General features: G+C 50.0%; 13 protein-coding genes. 6 read left to right on the forward strand and 7 right to left on the reverse strand.

What is annotated here, in order from left to right:
• Positions 1 to 26 precede the first annotated feature (26 nt).
• Positions 27 to 734: an alpha/beta fold hydrolase gene (locus tag DXC51_RS15230; RefSeq protein ID WP_025490356.1), complete on the forward strand. Its 708-nt coding sequence runs from the start codon at positions 27 to 29 to the stop codon at positions 732 to 734.
• A gap of 79 nt (positions 735 to 813) precedes the next feature.
• Here DXC51_RS15230 and DXC51_RS15235 read toward each other — a convergent pair whose 3' ends face one another.
• Positions 814 to 3,234 (reverse strand): Tex family protein, encoded by a 2,421-nt coding sequence (locus tag DXC51_RS15235; RefSeq protein WP_117531250.1) that lies wholly within the window; start codon positions 3,232 to 3,234, stop codon positions 814 to 816.
• 421 nt (positions 3,235 to 3,655) lie between these two features.
• On the opposite strand from DXC51_RS15235, the gene DXC51_RS15240 reads away from it, so the two are divergent.
• The 4 genes from DXC51_RS15240 to DXC51_RS15250 are packed head-to-tail and all read left to right on the forward strand — an operon-like array spanning position 3,656 to position 5,963.
• Entirely contained in the window at positions 3,656 to 4,099 is a 444-nt protein-coding gene (locus DXC51_RS15240; protein WP_025490355.1) for a hypothetical protein, read from the forward strand.
• Complete coding sequence (locus DXC51_RS29550; RefSeq protein WP_021633959.1) at positions 4,083 to 4,244, forward strand: hypothetical protein; 162 nt, start codon at positions 4,083 to 4,085, stop codon at positions 4,242 to 4,244. The genes DXC51_RS15240 and DXC51_RS29550 overlap by 17 nt, the downstream gene beginning before the upstream one ends.
• 27 nt (positions 4,245 to 4,271) lie before the next feature.
• On the forward strand, positions 4,272 to 5,006 hold the full coding sequence (locus tag DXC51_RS15245) for a DUF975 family protein (protein ID WP_021633960.1): 735 nt from the start codon (positions 4,272 to 4,274) through the stop codon (positions 5,004 to 5,006).
• A 42-nt stretch (positions 5,007 to 5,048) separates the two neighbouring features.
• Positions 5,049 to 5,963, forward strand: coding sequence for a helix-turn-helix domain-containing protein (locus tag DXC51_RS15250; protein ID WP_025490354.1), 915 nt, complete (start codon positions 5,049 to 5,051; stop codon positions 5,961 to 5,963).
• On the opposite strand, the gene DXC51_RS15255 is transcribed toward DXC51_RS15250, so the two are convergent.
• The 5 genes from DXC51_RS15255 to DXC51_RS15275 all read right to left on the reverse strand — a co-directional run bounded on the left by DXC51_RS15255 (position 5,948) and on the right by DXC51_RS15275 (position 12,228).
• A complete protein-coding gene (locus DXC51_RS15255) occupies positions 5,948 to 6,940 on the reverse strand; it encodes a uroporphyrinogen decarboxylase family protein (RefSeq protein ID WP_025490353.1) in 993 nt (330 codons plus the stop codon). The two genes, DXC51_RS15250 and DXC51_RS15255, sit on opposite strands and share 16 nt — an antisense overlap.
• The gene (locus DXC51_RS15260) at positions 6,937 to 7,809 is read right to left on the reverse strand and encodes a carbohydrate ABC transporter permease (RefSeq protein ID WP_025490352.1); all 873 of its coding nucleotides are present in this window, start codon (positions 7,807 to 7,809) and stop codon (positions 6,937 to 6,939) included. The genes DXC51_RS15255 and DXC51_RS15260 overlap by 4 nt, the downstream gene beginning before the upstream one ends.
• A 28-nt stretch (positions 7,810 to 7,837) precedes the next feature.
• Positions 7,838 to 8,782: an ABC transporter permease gene (locus DXC51_RS15265; RefSeq protein ID WP_021633965.1), complete on the reverse strand. Its 945-nt coding sequence runs from the start codon at positions 8,780 to 8,782 to the stop codon at positions 7,838 to 7,840.
• Between the two features lie 196 nt (positions 8,783 to 8,978).
• Entirely contained in the window at positions 8,979 to 10,685 is a 1,707-nt protein-coding gene (locus DXC51_RS15270; protein WP_021633966.1) for an extracellular solute-binding protein, read from the reverse strand.
• A gap of 94 nt (positions 10,686 to 10,779) precedes the next feature.
• Positions 10,780 to 12,228 carry a Sapep family Mn(2+)-dependent dipeptidase gene (locus DXC51_RS15275; protein ID WP_181970117.1) on the reverse strand — a complete coding sequence of 483 codons (1,449 nt, stop codon included), beginning with the start codon at positions 12,226 to 12,228 and terminating at the stop codon, positions 10,780 to 10,782.
• Positions 12,229 to 12,469: 241 nt separating this feature from the next.
• Here DXC51_RS15275 and DXC51_RS15280 point away from each other — a divergent pair, with 241 nt between their 5' ends.
• A complete protein-coding gene (locus tag DXC51_RS15280) occupies positions 12,470 to 13,420 on the forward strand; it encodes an AraC family transcriptional regulator (RefSeq protein ID WP_025490350.1) in 951 nt (316 codons plus the stop codon).
• A 608-nt stretch (positions 13,421 to 14,028) separates the two neighbouring features.
• Here the strand turns inward: DXC51_RS15280 and prfB are convergent.
• A protein-coding gene (gene prfB / locus DXC51_RS15285) for a peptide chain release factor 2 (protein ID WP_390578887.1) occupies positions 14,029 to 15,154 on the reverse strand; the annotation gives its coding sequence in 2 pieces (ribosomal slippage) (positions 14,029 to 15,090 and positions 15,092 to 15,154; 1,125 coding nt in all).
• Positions 15,155 to 15,207: the final 53 nt, after the last annotated feature.

Genomic DNA, 15,207 nt, shown 5'->3' on the forward strand with positions numbered 1-15,207 from the left:
TAATTGTTATATAAGTGGAGGTGTTTATGGACATCAGGCTGCATTATCTGGAAAAGGGGAAGGGGACGCCGCTTCTGCTCCTTCATGGAAACGGTGAAAACGCAGATTATTTTGAGCATCAGATTTCTTTCTTTTCTGAAAAATATCATGTTTATGCCCTGGACACCAGGGGGCATGGGAAGTCGCCCAGGGGAGAAGCGCCTTTCACGCTGGAACAGTTTGCCCTGGATTTGGAAGCCTTTATGGATGAAAAAGGACTGGAGCAGGCTGATATCCTGGGCTTCTCCGATGGGGCCAACATCGCCCTGCTCTTCGCGCTGCGGCATCCCCGGCGGGTTGGCAGGCTGATTTTGAACGGGGCCAATTTGTTTCCCAAAGGCGTGAAAAATTCCGTTCAGCTTCCCATTGTTATGGGGTATCTGATGGTTTCCCTGATTGCGTTGTTTTCTAAAAAGGCGGTGCCCAATAAGGAAATGCTGGGGTTGATGGTGACGCAGCCGCATATTGATCCGGAGGAGCTTCTCTCTTTACAGATGCCGGTTCTCGTGATTGCCGGAACAAGGGATATGATCCGGCTGAGCCATACACAGCTGATAGCAAGATCCATACCCGGAAGCAAGCTGGTCATCCTGGAGGGGGATCATTTTATTGCCTCCAGGAAGTGGGAGGCCTTCAATAAAAGCGTGGATGCTTTTTTGCTGGAAACGGAAAACAGAATCCAGCCGCAGAATTAAAACTGTCCGTATTATGTCCGTAGCATGAAAAAAATGCTGCAGTCCCGGTATCCTTGGCTGCAGCATTTTTTATATGCCTTTATTTGTTTTTATTATTTTTCTGAGTTTCCTGATCAAGACGCATGGTGAGGGAAATCCTTTTCTTGGCAAGATCCACGTCAAGAACCTTCACATCCACAATATCGCCTACGCTCACTGCTTCCAGAGGATGCTTGATAAAGCGGTCGGTAATCTGGGAGATATGCACAAGGCCGTCCTGGTGGACGCCGATATCCACAAAAACACCGAAGTCAATCACATTTCGCACGGTTCCCTTGAGAATCATGCCGGGCTTCAGATCCTTCATGTCCAGCACGTCGCTGCGCAGGATGGGGGCGGGCATGTCTTCTCTGGGGTCTCTGGCCGGTTTTTCCAGTTCCTTAAGGATGTCGGTAAGGGTGATTTCACCGATTCCCAGCTCTTCCGCCATTTTCTTCTTGTCACGGACACGGCGTTCCAGGCTTGCGGAGGCTGTTCCCGCAGAGGCGGCGGCTCCAGTATCGGTTCTGCCTGCGGGAGCGGAAGCTGCTTTTTTGCCGGCCGGCTCTTCCTGAAGCACCGCGCCGCCCATGGCCGCAGCCAGGGCTTTTCCCATGGCGGTATTGGTGTTGCGGATGACGATATTTTTCTGGTTCTGCGGCTTCGGCTTCTGGCCGCGGCCCTGAGGGGCGGCGGGCTGCTGGCGGAGAGCGGCTTTCGCGGATTTTGCCTCCGCCTGCAGCTTTTTCACATCCTCCATGGTCAGATCCAGCCTGTCTAAAAGCTTCATGGTCGCTTCATAGGATTCCGGATGGACGCTGGTGGCATCCAGCGGGTTATCACCGTCCTGAATGCGCATGAAACCGGCGCACTGTTCAAACGCCTTAGGACCCAGCTTGGCTACCTTAAGCAGCTGCTTTCTGTTGGTAAAGCGGCCGTTTGTCTCACGGTATTCCACAATATTTTTGGCTATTGTCTTGGAGATGCCGGAAATGTATTCCAGCAGGGAGGCGGAGGCGGTGTTCAGATCCACGCCCACACGGTTTACGCAGTCTTCCACTACGCCGCTGAGGGCTTCTCCCAGCTTTTTCTGGTTCATATCATGCTGGTACTGTCCGACGCCGATGGATTTGGGGTCGATTTTTACCAGCTCCGCAAGGGGATCCTGGAGGCGTCTTGCAATGGAAGCGGCGCTTCTTTGTCCCACATCAAAGTTGGGGAATTCCTCGGTGGCCAGCTTGCTTGCGGAATAAACGGACGCGCCGGCTTCGTTGACTATAATGTACTGGACCGGGGTGTCCAGCTCTTTGATCAGGTCTACGATTACCTGCTCGGACTCACGGGAGGCCGTTCCATTCCCTACGGAAATCAGGGATACATTGTATTTTTTAATCAGTCTTTTCAGCTCCGCCTTGGCTTCCGTCACCTTGTTCTGAGGGGCGGTGGGGTAAATCACCTTCGTGTCAAGCACCTTTCCGGTAGCGTCCACCACCGCCAGCTTGCAGCCGGTACGGAAGGCGGGGTCCCAGCCCAGCACCACCTTGCCGGCGATGGGAGGCTGCATGAGGAGCTGTTCCAGGTTCTTTCCGAAAACGGAAATGGCGCCGTCCTCTGCTTTTTCCGTAAGGTCGCTGCGGATTTCCCTTTCGATGGCAGGAGCGATCAAGCGGTTATAGCTGTCTGCAATCACTTCCCGGAGAACAGGGCTGGTGACAGGGTTCTCTTTCGTAATTACCTTTTTTTCCAGATAGCGGAGAATCCGCTCTTCCGGGGCTTCGATTTTTACGGTGAGGAATTTTTCTTTCTCTCCGCGGTTGAGGGCGAGGATGCGGTGGCCTGCGGCCTTTTTCAGCGGTTCCTCGTAAGCGTAATACATTTCATAAACGCTGGCGGCTTTTTCATCCTTGGCCGTGCTGGTGATTTTTCCCTCCTCAAAGGTGATGCTGCGGATATAGATTCGGTAGTCGGCTTCGTCGGAAACTGCCTCCGCGATAATGTCTTTTGCACCCTGCAGAGCGTCCGCGGCGCTTTCCACACCCTTTTCCTCACTGATGTATCTGGCTGCTTCTTCCTCCAGGGGGCGGTCGGTTTCCTGGGCGAGAATGAACTGTGCCAGGCCGTCCAGGCCCTTTTCCTTGGCCACGCTGGCCCTTGTCTTGCGTTTGGGGCGGTAAGGGCGATAAAGATCCTCCACCACTACCAGAGTTTCGGCCGCCAGGATCCTGGCCTTAAGCTCTTCGTCCAGCTTGCCCTGTTCTTCAATGCTGGCAAGAACCTGTTCCTTCTTTTCCTCCAGATTGCGCAGGTAATTCAGCCGTTCGTAGAGATCACGGAGCTGTTCGTCGTTGAGGGAGCCTGTAACCTCCTTGCGGTAACGGGAAATGAAGGGGATGGTGTTGCCTTCGTCAATAAGCTTGACTGCGGCTTCCACCTGCCAGCGCTCTACCTTGAGTTCTTCTGTCAGTTTGCCTGTAATATCCATGGTTATTTTTCTGTTTTCCCCTGGCGCCTGTGGGAGGCCGGGGGTTTTCCTTTCTTTGAACTACCGTAACTGAATAGCTTTTTCACGCCCTTACAGTTACAAACTACTTTTACTGCGTTGCAGTACCTGTTTTTTATTATAGTGGAAATGTCCCCCCGATTTCAAGGGGGAATGGAAACTTCCCCTCCATGTCCTGCTTTGCCGCGTCCTGGCTGTGTTCCTGCAGACTGCGTCATCGGGGCGGCGGGCAGGGGGTTTGAGGGTATGGGGCAGAATGAGGAAATGGGGATTATGTGTGGGGATTTCATAGTTTTTTCATTTGTGCTGGTGGGGGAAACGTGCTACAATAGCATCCGTAGGGTTTGTAGGTTAAATAGAAACAGCTTATGTTATATGGTATGAGTTGATAAAGGAGAATTTTATGGATAGCTATAATAATGGGCCGGTGCCGCCTTATCAGAATAATGGGTCGGGGTATCCTCCGTATTATACGCCGCCTACGCGGCATCCGGGGAGCAGCTTTGCTACAGCTTCCATGGTGCTGGGGATTATTGCCGTTATCAGCGCTTTTTTTGCAACGGTGTATCCACCGATTATCTGCGGGGGGCTTTCGATTATTTTGAGCCTGCTTTCCAAGGGGAATGATAAGGCTATGCTCCCGAATGCCAAAGTCGGGCTGCTGACGGGGATTCTGGGGATGGTTGTGAATGTGGTTGTGGTTGGAAGTTTTTTCGTGATGCTGTTTACGAATCCTTCTTATAAGCAGGAGTTTCACGATCAGCTGAATCAGTATTCGGAGTATTTTTATGGCGAGAGCTTTGATGATATGTGGGAGCAGATTCAGGAGGATGCAGGGTATCATTAGAGCGGTTGCAGGCGCTGCTTTATCCAGGCGGATTTTTTACGGGGATGAAGGGTACGTGGGCCGGCGGTGTTTTGCAGTAACTGTGCGGGAACGGGATTGTTATCAGTTATGGTTCAGGCAGCTGGGCTATTATGGGTATTTTTGATTTTTGAATGCAGAAGGAGATTTACATATGGACAGACATGCATCTTCAGCGGAGCTGAAGGCTAAGGCAAAGGGGCAGATGCTGGGGAAATACGGGACCTTGGTTCCGGCGTTTCTTGTGGTGGAAGTGATTATGACGATGATTAATTTCATGGCGACGTTTTCACTGAATACGAGGACTATGACGGGGCTGACGGTGCAGTTCGTGATTGAGTGTCTGCTGCAGCTGCTGATGGGTATTTTCCTTGCGGGGCAGACTTACATGTATCTGAATGTGTGCTGCGGGGGGAATATCAAGATCAGCGATGTTTTTTATGGATTTGGGAACCATCCGGATAAGGCGATTCTAATCCAGCTTTTTCAGCTGCTGCTTTGTCTGGTTTTCTTTGTACCGCTTTTTATCTGTATGGCTATTTTCAGTTTTGTTGATGTTTCGGTGTCCGTAATGATACTGGTGTTTTCTATTACATTTGTGATCGGGCTGGTGGGTGGAACTATTATCAGCCTGCAGTATTCTCAGAGTTTTTATGTTTGCCTGGATTTTCCGGAGTTTTCGGCAATTGAGTGCCTGCGGTACAGCCGGAAGATTATGAAGGGAAGCAAGGGGCGGCGTTTTTATCTGGCTGTAAGCTTTATCCCGCTTTATCTGCTGGGGCTGCTTACCTGCGGGATCGGTCTGCTGTTTGTGATTCCATATGCGAATACTGCATCCGCTAATTTTTATCTGGAGCTGATGAGCTATCGGAACAGGCATAATCAGTAAAACACGCTTTTGGGGGCGTAATTGTTTTAAGGGGGATTTCCTATGACTTCCTGCAGCAGGAACCTTCCTGTCACTTACAGAGAGTACAAATTCGCCGCGGATTTTCCGATTCTTTTGATGGAGGTTAAATCCACGACGCCGCAGATAGATTTTATTCATTTTCATAACTGCATTGAAATCGCATTCTGTCAGAGCGGAACCATGACCTGGAATCTGGAGAATCAGGTATCTTCCCTTTCACCGGGGAATATCTGTTTTCTTCCTCCCTTCTTTACGCATGGTTCTTTTTTTCCGTCGCAGGAGGGTGAGGTTTCGTGCAGTTATCTTTTTTTTAATCCGGAACAGCTTCTGGCTCCTTTTTATCCCAACGGGCTTCCCAGTGAATTTACCTGGTATCAGTATACGGATTTTTCCAAGCTTCTGTCAGGGGAGCGGTTTTGTGAGGAGGTGGAGCTTATCCGGATGATAATCGGGGAATTGACAGACAGAGTGGGACATTACAGGACGGCTGTCCGGGGAATGGTGGAGACGCTTCTGGTCTTGCTGTACCGCAAACATCAGGGCTGTTCCGTTTTTGGCGGGGGCGGTTCGTCTCTGCCGCAGCTGTTTCCCGCCATATCCTATCTGGATTCGGAATATGCGGCCGAGCTGGATACGGCGCATCTGGCCTATCTGTGCGGGCTGTCTTCGCGGCAGTTTATGCAGCGTTTCCAGGAGAGCTTTCAGCAGACGCCGCTGCAGTATCTGAGAACCGTACGGATTCAGAAGGCGTGCAGGATGCTGACAAGCAGCGAAACGGGCATTCTGGATATCGCTCTGCAGACGGGCTTTCACTCGCTGTCCAGCTTTAACCGGTATTTTCATAAAATTGTAGGGAGCTCTCCCCAGGCCTTTCGGAATGACAGACGCGCCATTGTGAAAAAGGATCCCAGGTATGCTCCCTATCGTGCCACGTAGGCTGTGCGGCGTTCCCAGTTTCTGAGCTCGTCAGTTACCCAGCAGAAGCGCTGCGTTTCAAAATCAGGCAGGAAGGAACAATCCGCGCCCAGCATCAGGCCGTCCATGCTTCCAAAGGCCTTCCGGTAGGTTTCCAGGATATTTACGGTTTCCTGCCGGATTTCTTTTTCTGTGCCGGCATAGAGCAGCTTTCCCCGGCGGTTGTCAAAGCCGCCCATGCAGTTGCGCATGCCGAACATTTTCCTGCCCTCCGTCAGAGGGAGGTTTTCCACGTAAATAGCCCAGTTAACCGTGTTGGCAGGGTAATCCTTCCATAGCTCCAGCTGGTTTTTGATCTGATTCCAGCCGCAGAAATGGAGGATATTATAAGGAGAGCTTTCCTCCATGGCCGTAATCACCAGCTGTTCGGAGGGGGCTATGAAGTCTGAGAATTCTTCCGGGGTGAACAGGCCGCTCTCTGCTCCCTGCAACGCCAGAAAAATGCCCATACAGCCGGCGTCTTCGATCAGTTTCCTGCTCAGGTATGCCAGATCCTCCCCCAGAAAAAGGAGTACGTCACGGATCGCCTGGGGATCCTCCCTGAAAAATGTAAAAAATCTTTCCTCTCCTATCCTGCGCAGAAGGGTAAAGGGGGAAAAGACATTGCACCAGGTGTCTGTATCCCCTGCCAGCCGATCGTTGATCCGTGCGGCGCGATCCAGGTATTTTCTGATGTAAGGATTGTTCTGAAATCCCGGGCGGTAAGCCTTCAGCTCGGAAAGCTCCGTCAGATTAAGATCGACAGGGGCTGTGAGGCCATCGTGCATGATTTTCAGGAAATCCGGTTCCGTGCGGCGGCAAAAGCGTATATGTGCTTCCACGCAGGCCTCACCCGACAGCTCCCAGGGGTTAAGGTGCTGGAAAAAGCTGACCGGGACATGGGCGTGGGGCTTTCCTTCCAGCATCTGCCGGAGGTTTTCTTTTTTTTGGTACGTCATCCTTTTACCGCTCCTATCATTACGCCTTTTTCAAAATATTTCTGCAGGAACGGGTAAATAATGAGAATCGGGATGGTGGAGACAATGATGGTGCAGTATTTCACAAGCTCGCTGCTGAAGGTGTCTTCCACGGCGGCAATCAGGGAATCCGCATTCTGCGCCTGGTTCTCTATAAGGATTTCACGCAGTATCATCTGGAGGGGATAGATTTTCCTGTCCCTTGTGAACATGGCTGCCGGAAACCATGAGTTCCACTGGCCTACGCCATAGTAGAGAATCATAACCGCCACCACCGGCTTGGAAAGGGGCATGATGATTCTGGAAAATACGGTAAAATCGTTGGCGCCATCAATGATAGCGGCCTCCTCCAGGCTTTCCGGGATGGATTCGAAGAAGGTTTTCATGATGATCATGTTATAGGCGCTGACCGCATAGGGTATGCTGGATACCCAGATGGTGTTGTAAAGCCCTGTATTCCTGATAACGAAAAACAAGGGGATCAGTCCGCCGCTGAAGAACATGGTAAAAATCATGAGCTTCATCACTCCCCTGCGGATCAGGAAGCATTTCCGGGATACCACATAAGCTGCAAAGCTGGTCAGCACAACCTGGAGCAGGGTTCCGATGATCAGGTAAAACAACGTGATTTTAAAGCCGTTGAAAAGACTCTTGTTTGCCAGGGTTTTCTGGTAGCCTGCCAGCGTGGCTTCGCCGAGGGGCTTCCACAGCAATCCCGTATGGGATTTGAGGAGAATGGGATCACTGATGGAGGCCACCACCACATAGTACATGGGATACAGGGTGATTCCTATTAAAAACAGCATAATCAGGACATTTATGACCTGGAAGGGTTTTACTTTTTTCTTCATACCGCACCTCTCTTTGTCAACATGACGCTTACCACAGACTGGTTTCATTCACCTTCCGGCTCACCGTGTTGGCCAGAATCAGCAGAACGAAATTAATGATGGAGTTAAAAAATCCCACGGCCGCGGCGAAGCTGTATTCAAAATTCATCAGACCTATCCGGTAAACGTAGGTGGAAATAACATCCGCCTTCTCATAGACCATGGGGTTGTACAGAAGCAGGATTTTATCCCAGCCCAGGGTCATCATATTGCCGATACGCATGATCAGCAGTATCACTATCGTAGGGGAAATGCCCGGCAGGGTTACGTGAATAATTTTTTTAAAACGGTTGGCGCCGTCTATTTCAGCGGCTTCGTACAGGCTCTGGTCAATGCCAGTCAGCGCGGCAAAATAAATGATGGAATCCCAGCCGAATTCCTGCCAGATGCACATCAGTACATACAGCGGCTGGAAATAGGCGGAATGGCTGAACATGTTAGAGGCCTCCTGGCCTGTAACCGCGCAGAAAACGCTGGTGATCACGCCGTTTGTTTTACAGAAATCCAGCATGAGACCGCAGATTACCACTGCGGAGATAAAATGCGGCATGTAGGTGATGGTCTGGGTTATTTTCCTGAGTCTGGTCCCTGTCAGCTCATTCAGCAGAATGGCAAATATGATCGGGAACGGGAAACCGAAAAGCAGCAGAAGGAGGTTGATGGAAACCGTATTTCTCATGGTACGGAAAAAGTAAGGATCTCCCAGGAAGGCCTTGAAATGCTTCAGTCCCACAAAATCACTTCCGAAAATCCCTTTGGTGGGAACGTAATCGAACAGGGATATAATCATCCCGTACATGGGATAGTAATGATACACAAGGAAATATGCGAGAACCGGTAAAATCATGATGTACAGAAGCGGATGTGACCTCATGTTTCTCCACAGTATCTTAAAAAAAGGCTCTTTTTTCGCGCTGACCGCACCTCTTTTCATCTTAGCTCCTCTCTGCGTGCGCCGGCACGCATATCAATCTGTTATTATGGAATAAAGCGGCAGCTGCCCGGCTGACAAAGCAGCTGCAAAAGGCCGGCTCTACTTCCGCCAGCCTTTTTCTGCATTTCTCCGTTCTTTTTACTGATTATTTATGGAAATAACCGTCCGGTACCTTTACAGTCGCACTGTATGACGATTACTCACGGGCTTCATATCTTGCATAAGCAGCCGCATTGATTTCTTCGGCGCGTTCGCTGCCCAGTTCCTTCAGCTGTGCCACAAAGCCGTCCCAGCCGCTTTCCAGATCCTCTTCCCCGAAGATGAAACGGTAAACCATTTCGTCGGAATAGTTGGCAAGCTTTGTTTTAATCTGTGTCAGCTCCTTGGATTCCTCCGTGGTCAGTGTCAGGTAGCCGGGAAGCGTATGCTTGTCGTCATTTTTTGTGCCCCAGGCATCCCATGACTGGTGGCATTCCTCCAGTGCATACTGGGCTGCCTCCATGGTTTCATCGTATTTAATCTGGAAGGGGGAGCACATGTAAAGGGATCTTACCGTGTCATAGTCAAGTCCGTCCGGGTTTTCCGTAACAAATTCGGTAAATTCCCTGGTTCCGTCGGCACCTTCCGTATAAGTTTTTTCATCGCCTTCATTAGTTCCCCAGGCTGTGAGAAGCATAACCTCGGGGCTCATCAGGTAGTCCACGAATTTAACCGCTTCCTCCGGGTGCTTGCTGGTGGCCGCAACCTGCCAGGAATAGGAGTTGATGGAGCCTGTGATTTTGGACATATGGGTGGTGTCATCCGCATTTACTCTGGGCAGCACACAGGAGGTCAGTTTGAACTCCGGATCTACTGCTGCGCCTGCGGTTACGGACTGTTTTACATTATAGGTATGGGCAAAGCACATGCCGGCTGTGCCGTTCTGGAACAGCTTGAGGGAATCATCAATGGTACGGGATACGAAGTCCGTATCAATCAGGCCTTCCTCAGCCCACTGTTTCAGGACCTTCAGAAATTCCTTATAGCCGTCCTGTGTTCTGCTGTAATGTACATTTCCGTCATCGTCCAGGTCAAACTCCTTGATGGAAACATCAAATGCAGAGGCAATGGGGTTGTTGGCAGAAAACTGTGCCTGGTTAAATTCACAGAGGGCAAGGGGAATCTGCACGCCGTTCTCCTTGAAGGTACGCAGCACGTTGGTGTAGTCATCCAGTGTGACAGGCGCTTCCAGGTTGTATTTATCCAGCCAGTCCTGCCTTACGATCAGGCCGTTGAAAATCTTATTGTTGTCGGTGGGAGGAAGCCAGGTGGTTCCGAATTTAACAATGTTTCCTTCGTCACCTCTGATTTTCTTCTGTACATCCGGGTCTCCGCTTTCCTCGCAGAGGTTCTTGAAATTCACCGCATACTGCTCCACCAGATCCGTTACGTTATAAAGGACTCCGTCTGAAATCGCGCCCTCCACACCGCCGGGGTAGGTTGTCTGGAACAGGTTGGTGTACATGAGGTCCGGCAAATCTCCTGATGCCAGCAGCTGCTGGAAATAGGAGCCGTCATCCCCTACGGGCGCATGGATGAATTCAAATTTCAGTCCGGTATCCTCAGAAATTTTCTGGACAACAGGATTTTCTCCCAAATCCGAATAGTAGGCTCTGGCTGCTGTCTGGAAATCACAGAAAATTGTCAGGGTAACATCTCCGTCCGCGATTTTGGTGCTTCCGGTTCCCGCTGCCTCCGTTCCTGCCTCTGTACCGTCCTCAGTCCCCTGGGAGACGGATGCTTCCTGTGCCGTCGTTCCGCTTTGCGCCGTTTCTGATGCCGCATTGCCGCAGCCTCCCAGCATAGATGCCGCGGCAAGGACTGCCGCCATCAACGCTGCGCTTGTTTTTTTCCACTTTCTCATAACTCTCTCTTCCTTTCTTGTACTATGTCACAACACGTGGCCGTCTCGCAGCCGCTCCATATTATTGCGTCTGAATCCACGTGATACTGCCTGTTTAAGGTCTGATATCCAGTCCGTCTATCCGCAGAATGCCACAGATGTATATCTCCAGCGCTTTTTGTATTCTTGCAAGCGCTATGCTTTCATCGGGCTGGTGGTAATCGCCGTGTCCGGGAGCAAACAGTCCTTCAGGGGCCGGCGGGAGTTTCATGCCCGTGCCAAAGGCAAAGGCATTGGGCAGCTTTCTTGCATAGGTTCCTCCGCTCATGACAAACGGTCCGTCTTCATTCTCCAGAAGCTCCTGACAGATTCCGGTTAGCGCCTTTGCCACCGCATGCTCCGGGTCAAAGTAATTGGCTTTTGAAAGGCGGGTGACCTTTAAATCAAAGCCGCGCAGTGACGCAGCCTCCTTCGCACGCTCTTCAAAGGGGAAGCCGGTGCAGGTAACGGGATATTGGGAGGAAAAACCGATCACCAGATGTCCATCCTGTATGCGCAGCTGCGTCGCTACCATATTAATGGGGCCGGAAAGCCCGTCCTCGCAGAAAACATCAAGCGCATTGCCCGTATGGTCCTTGTTTATATCCAAAATCAAAGAAAAAAGTTTCCTGTTTTCTTCGCTTATCAATTCCTGTCCGCACAATACATCCGCTAAAATAGTCAGGGCATTTTTACCGGCCCCGGGATTGGATGAATGAGAAGAAACACCCCGGGCAGTTATATGAATACCGTCCCCTTCCCTCCGCACTGTCAGGGCAGCACCCAGGTTACCGCATTTTTTCCAAAGTGCGTCGCTGTATTTCAGGGTAATCCCGGCCTTATCCGGTATCATGTACAGCTTGTTATCGCAGACGGCAGCCAGCAGCTCCTCTCCGCATTCCTGCCGTGAAATCAACTCTCCGTTGAAGGAGCCACGTTCTCCGCAGCATACCGGAAATCCGCTGTCAGGCACAAGGGACAGGGTAGGGCAGTCGTAATGCTTCACATAATAGTCCAGATCGTACATGCCCTGCTCCTCACAGGTTCCAAGGTACAGCTCCAGATCGTGAGAAAGCCTGATATTATGTTCTTTCATATATTTCAGCACATAAAGTCCCATAATAGCTGAGCTTTTGTTATCCTGGCAGCCCCGGGCAATAAAATAGCCGTCTTTTACTGCGGGCACATAGGGCTCGTAGTTCCAGTCCCTGCCTTCCTCAACTACATCCAAATGCGCCCAGATACCTATACTGTCTTTATTTTCCCGGCTGTTATAGCAAATCTTACCTACATAGTTGTCATAGTTATGAACCGCAAAACCATTTTCTTCTCCGATGTGAAGCATTTCCTCCAGAACCTCACGGCAGCCTTTGCCATAAGGCGGATTCTCTGCCGCATCCACCTCGGCCACACTCCTGATACAGCAGATGCGTGTCAGATCCTTTACGATATCCGGCATGTGGTTTTCAATCCACCTGCGTATCTCCTGTGTATCCATTTCTTTTCCATTCAGAATACCGTCCATTTTTTTCATCTCCTGTCTTTGCAAAAACAGTTCATCCGTCAATCATTTCCGTTCGACATATCCGATTGCATCCCTTTACTTTTTCTGCTTTTTTCGATATAATTTTTCGTAAAGTGTATGTATGAATCCTCGAATATTTTATATTATTTATGCACTTTATTGCTTTTTTCTTCATTTATTGATTTACTGTTATTATAATTATACAAAGCCGCCGCTTCCTATCATTAAGGAGTTAAAAACTATGCAGAAACAATCATTCCAACGATTTCCCATTAGATACAGGCCCTATGATTTCCCCTCCCGGTTCCCGGTGCTTGCTTTTCTCGGGGATAACTGGACCATTTCCGTGAATTCACCGGAGTATCTTCATTTTCATAATGGGCTGGAAATCGGACACTGCATCAGCGGAAACGGACAGCTGTTTCTGGCCGGCCAGGCTCCTGTACCCTATGAAGCGGAAGCCTTCAGCATCCTTTTTCCGCAGGTACCCCATTTGGCGGTACGCGGCTTGCAGGAAAGCCGCTGGGAATATATTTATATTGATCCAAAGCATTTTCTGGAATCCGCATCGGACTGTGGTTCGGATACCTGGCAGATTTTTTATATGCTTCAGGAGGTTCCCGTGATTGTGACGGCAGCCTCCTTTCCTTTGCTTTACCACTATCTATCCCGTATTTTCCGGGAATTCCAGGAAAAAGAACCGCTTTATCAGCAGGCTGTCCATGGGCTGTTGTTTTCCCTTTTTTCAGAAATCAACCGCATTACCATGTCGGCTGCAGACTCGGTCATGTCGGAATCCGGGGACAGCTATTCTTATATCCGCAGCGCGCTCAGTTATCTGTATGCACATTATAATGAGCCATTTTCCGTCAGCGGCCTTGCGGAGCACTGCTGCATCAGCGAAAGCCATCTGCGCAGGCTGTTTAAAAATATGGTGGGGATCAGTCCTTTGGAGTATCTGCAGCATTACCGCATCCAGCAGGCCTGCCACCTGATTCATTTAAACCAGATGCCTGTCAGCGTCATTGCGCAGCAGGTGGGGTACAGCAGCCTTTCCAGCTTTAACCGGCAGTTCCAGCAGTATATGCATATGTCGCCTTCAGAGTGGAAAAAGGAGCATCTGGCTGATGCGACGCCCCATGAGGTGCGCTCTTATGATGACCACCGTACCCGCCACATTTTCCAGATATAGATACAAGCCCGGAAGGCACGGCATCTGCTTACGTATGCGGCAGGGGCGGGCTGGAGGGAGGGGGAAGGGGGTTTTGTGCAAGTCCTGGTTAGACCGGGCATTACGCTGAGCCTTGGGCGAAAAATTATGTCAGGAGAGCCTTCCATAATTTTTAAGTCTCAGCTTCATGGTCTAAAAAGGATTGTACAAAACCCCCTTCCCCCTCCCTCCAGCCCGCCCCTGCCGCATCGTAAGCAAATGCCGTGCCTTCCGGGCTTTGAGGTTATGTAGGGCGGAACGGTCAAAAGATATAGTAATTGTATATAGGAGGGGTGTGGTATGATGAGGTATGGTATTTGGGGTGAAATTGTGATATTTGTATTTGGTGCCTTTATTAGGGGAATTTGAAGGGTGTATTCAGTAGAGCAGCGTATTTGCCACGTTTTATGTATGAAAGTGATTTAAGAGGATTTAAATTCAATCGTGAAAGTGATCGGGGATGGAATTTCGCAGTAACTGTGAAGGTATTGAATTTGTATTAATAAACATCAAAGAGCGTCTGCTTCAAATTGAGGCAGGCGCTCTTTATAGGTTTAAAAATTATAAAATTGTTCAATGGTGTTTCCAGGTTATTCTTCGCCATCGGCTTTGCCGGTGCTTATCCATTTAAGATAAGCGTTGATGAAGGAGTCTAATGCTCCGTCCATAACGGCGTCTACGTTTCCGGTTTCGTGGTTGGTTCTGTGGTCTTTGACCATGGTGTAGGGCTGGAAAACGTAGGAGCGGATTTGATTGCCCCAGCCGATTTCTTTGACTTCACCGCGGATTCCGGAAAGCTTCTGGGCGTTTTCTTCCTGTCTGAGCATATACAGCTTGGCTTTCAGCATCTGCATGGCCTTATCTTTGTTCTGGAACTGGGAGCGCTCGTTCTGGCACTGTACCACAATTCCGGTAGGAAGATGGGTGATACGGATGGCTGAGGAGGTCTTGTTAATATGCTGGCCGCCTGCGCCGCTGCTTCGGTAGGTATCGATTCTGAGGTCTTCCTCATTGATTTCGATATCCAGGTCTTCTTCAATATCGGGCATGACATCCAGGGATACAAAGGAAGTCTGGCGTTTGCCCTGTGCGTTGAATGGGGAGATCCGCACCAGGCGGTGCACTCCTTTTTCTGATTTCAGATAGCCGTATGCGTTTTCTCCGTTTACCTGGAAGGTAACGGATTTAATGCCGGCTTCGTCGCCGTCCAGGAAATCCAGGACTTCCACAGTAAAGCCTTTTCGTTCCGCCCATCTGGTATACATTCTGTAAAGCATGCTGCACCAGTCGCAGCTTTCGGTACCGCCTGCGCCTGCATTAAGCTTCAGTATGGCGCCGTTCTTATCATACTCGCCGGTAAGAAGCGTGCTGATGCGCAGCGTTTCCAGTTCTTCCGTGAAGGAATCCAGCTCAGAACGGATTTCCTCCGCCATAGACTCATCGTTTTCCTCATTTCCCATTTCAATGAGCGTCTCGATATCGTCATACTGGGTGAACAGATTCTCAATCTGCTCCACGGTATCCTTCAGGTTCTTAAGTTCTTTCATTTTCTTATTGGAATATTCAGGATTATCCCAAAATCCCGGAGCCTCCATCTCGCGCTCCAATTCTTCGATTCGCTTAGACTTTTCAGCTAAGTTAAAGTGAATCCCTCACTTCCGCTAATGGAGTTTTATAAGCCTGTAATTCCTGTTTCATCTGATCCAACAAAACCACTAACGATCACCACCTTTACGATCTTCTACGAGCCGGGCGCCGGAGAGGAAACA

The organism is Eisenbergiella massiliensis (assembly GCF_003435485.1).

What these genes read in the sequence shown, in the direction of transcription:
- DXC51_RS15255 (WP_025490353.1), bottom strand. Translation starts at nt 6,940, where the DNA reads ATGACGTACCAAAAAAAAGAAAACCTCCGGCAGATGCTGGAAGGAAAG.
- DXC51_RS15265 (WP_021633965.1), bottom strand. Translation starts at nt 8,782, where the DNA reads ATGAAAAGAGGTGCGGTCAGCGCGAAAAAAGAGCCTTTTTTTAAGATA.
- DXC51_RS15260 (WP_025490352.1), bottom strand. Translation starts at nt 7,809, where the DNA reads ATGAAGAAAAAAGTAAAACCCTTCCAGGTCATAAATGTCCTGATTATG.
- DXC51_RS15245 (WP_021633960.1), top strand. Translation starts at nt 4,272, where the DNA reads ATGGACAGACATGCATCTTCAGCGGAGCTGAAGGCTAAGGCAAAGGGG.
- DXC51_RS15240 (WP_025490355.1), top strand. Translation starts at nt 3,656, where the DNA reads ATGGATAGCTATAATAATGGGCCGGTGCCGCCTTATCAGAATAATGGG.
- DXC51_RS15250 (WP_025490354.1), top strand. Translation starts at nt 5,049, where the DNA reads ATGACTTCCTGCAGCAGGAACCTTCCTGTCACTTACAGAGAGTACAAA.
- DXC51_RS15275 (WP_181970117.1), bottom strand. Translation starts at nt 12,228, where the DNA reads ATGGACGGTATTCTGAATGGAAAAGAAATGGATACACAGGAGATACGC.
- DXC51_RS15280 (WP_025490350.1), top strand. Translation starts at nt 12,470, where the DNA reads ATGCAGAAACAATCATTCCAACGATTTCCCATTAGATACAGGCCCTAT.
- DXC51_RS15230 (WP_025490356.1), top strand. Translation starts at nt 27, where the DNA reads ATGGACATCAGGCTGCATTATCTGGAAAAGGGGAAGGGGACGCCGCTT.
- DXC51_RS15270 (WP_021633966.1), bottom strand. Translation starts at nt 10,685, where the DNA reads ATGAGAAAGTGGAAAAAAACAAGCGCAGCGTTGATGGCGGCAGTCCTT.
- DXC51_RS15235 (WP_117531250.1), bottom strand. Translation starts at nt 3,234, where the DNA reads ATGGATATTACAGGCAAACTGACAGAAGAACTCAAGGTAGAGCGCTGG.
- DXC51_RS29550 (WP_021633959.1), top strand. Translation starts at nt 4,083, where the DNA reads ATGCAGGGTATCATTAGAGCGGTTGCAGGCGCTGCTTTATCCAGGCGG.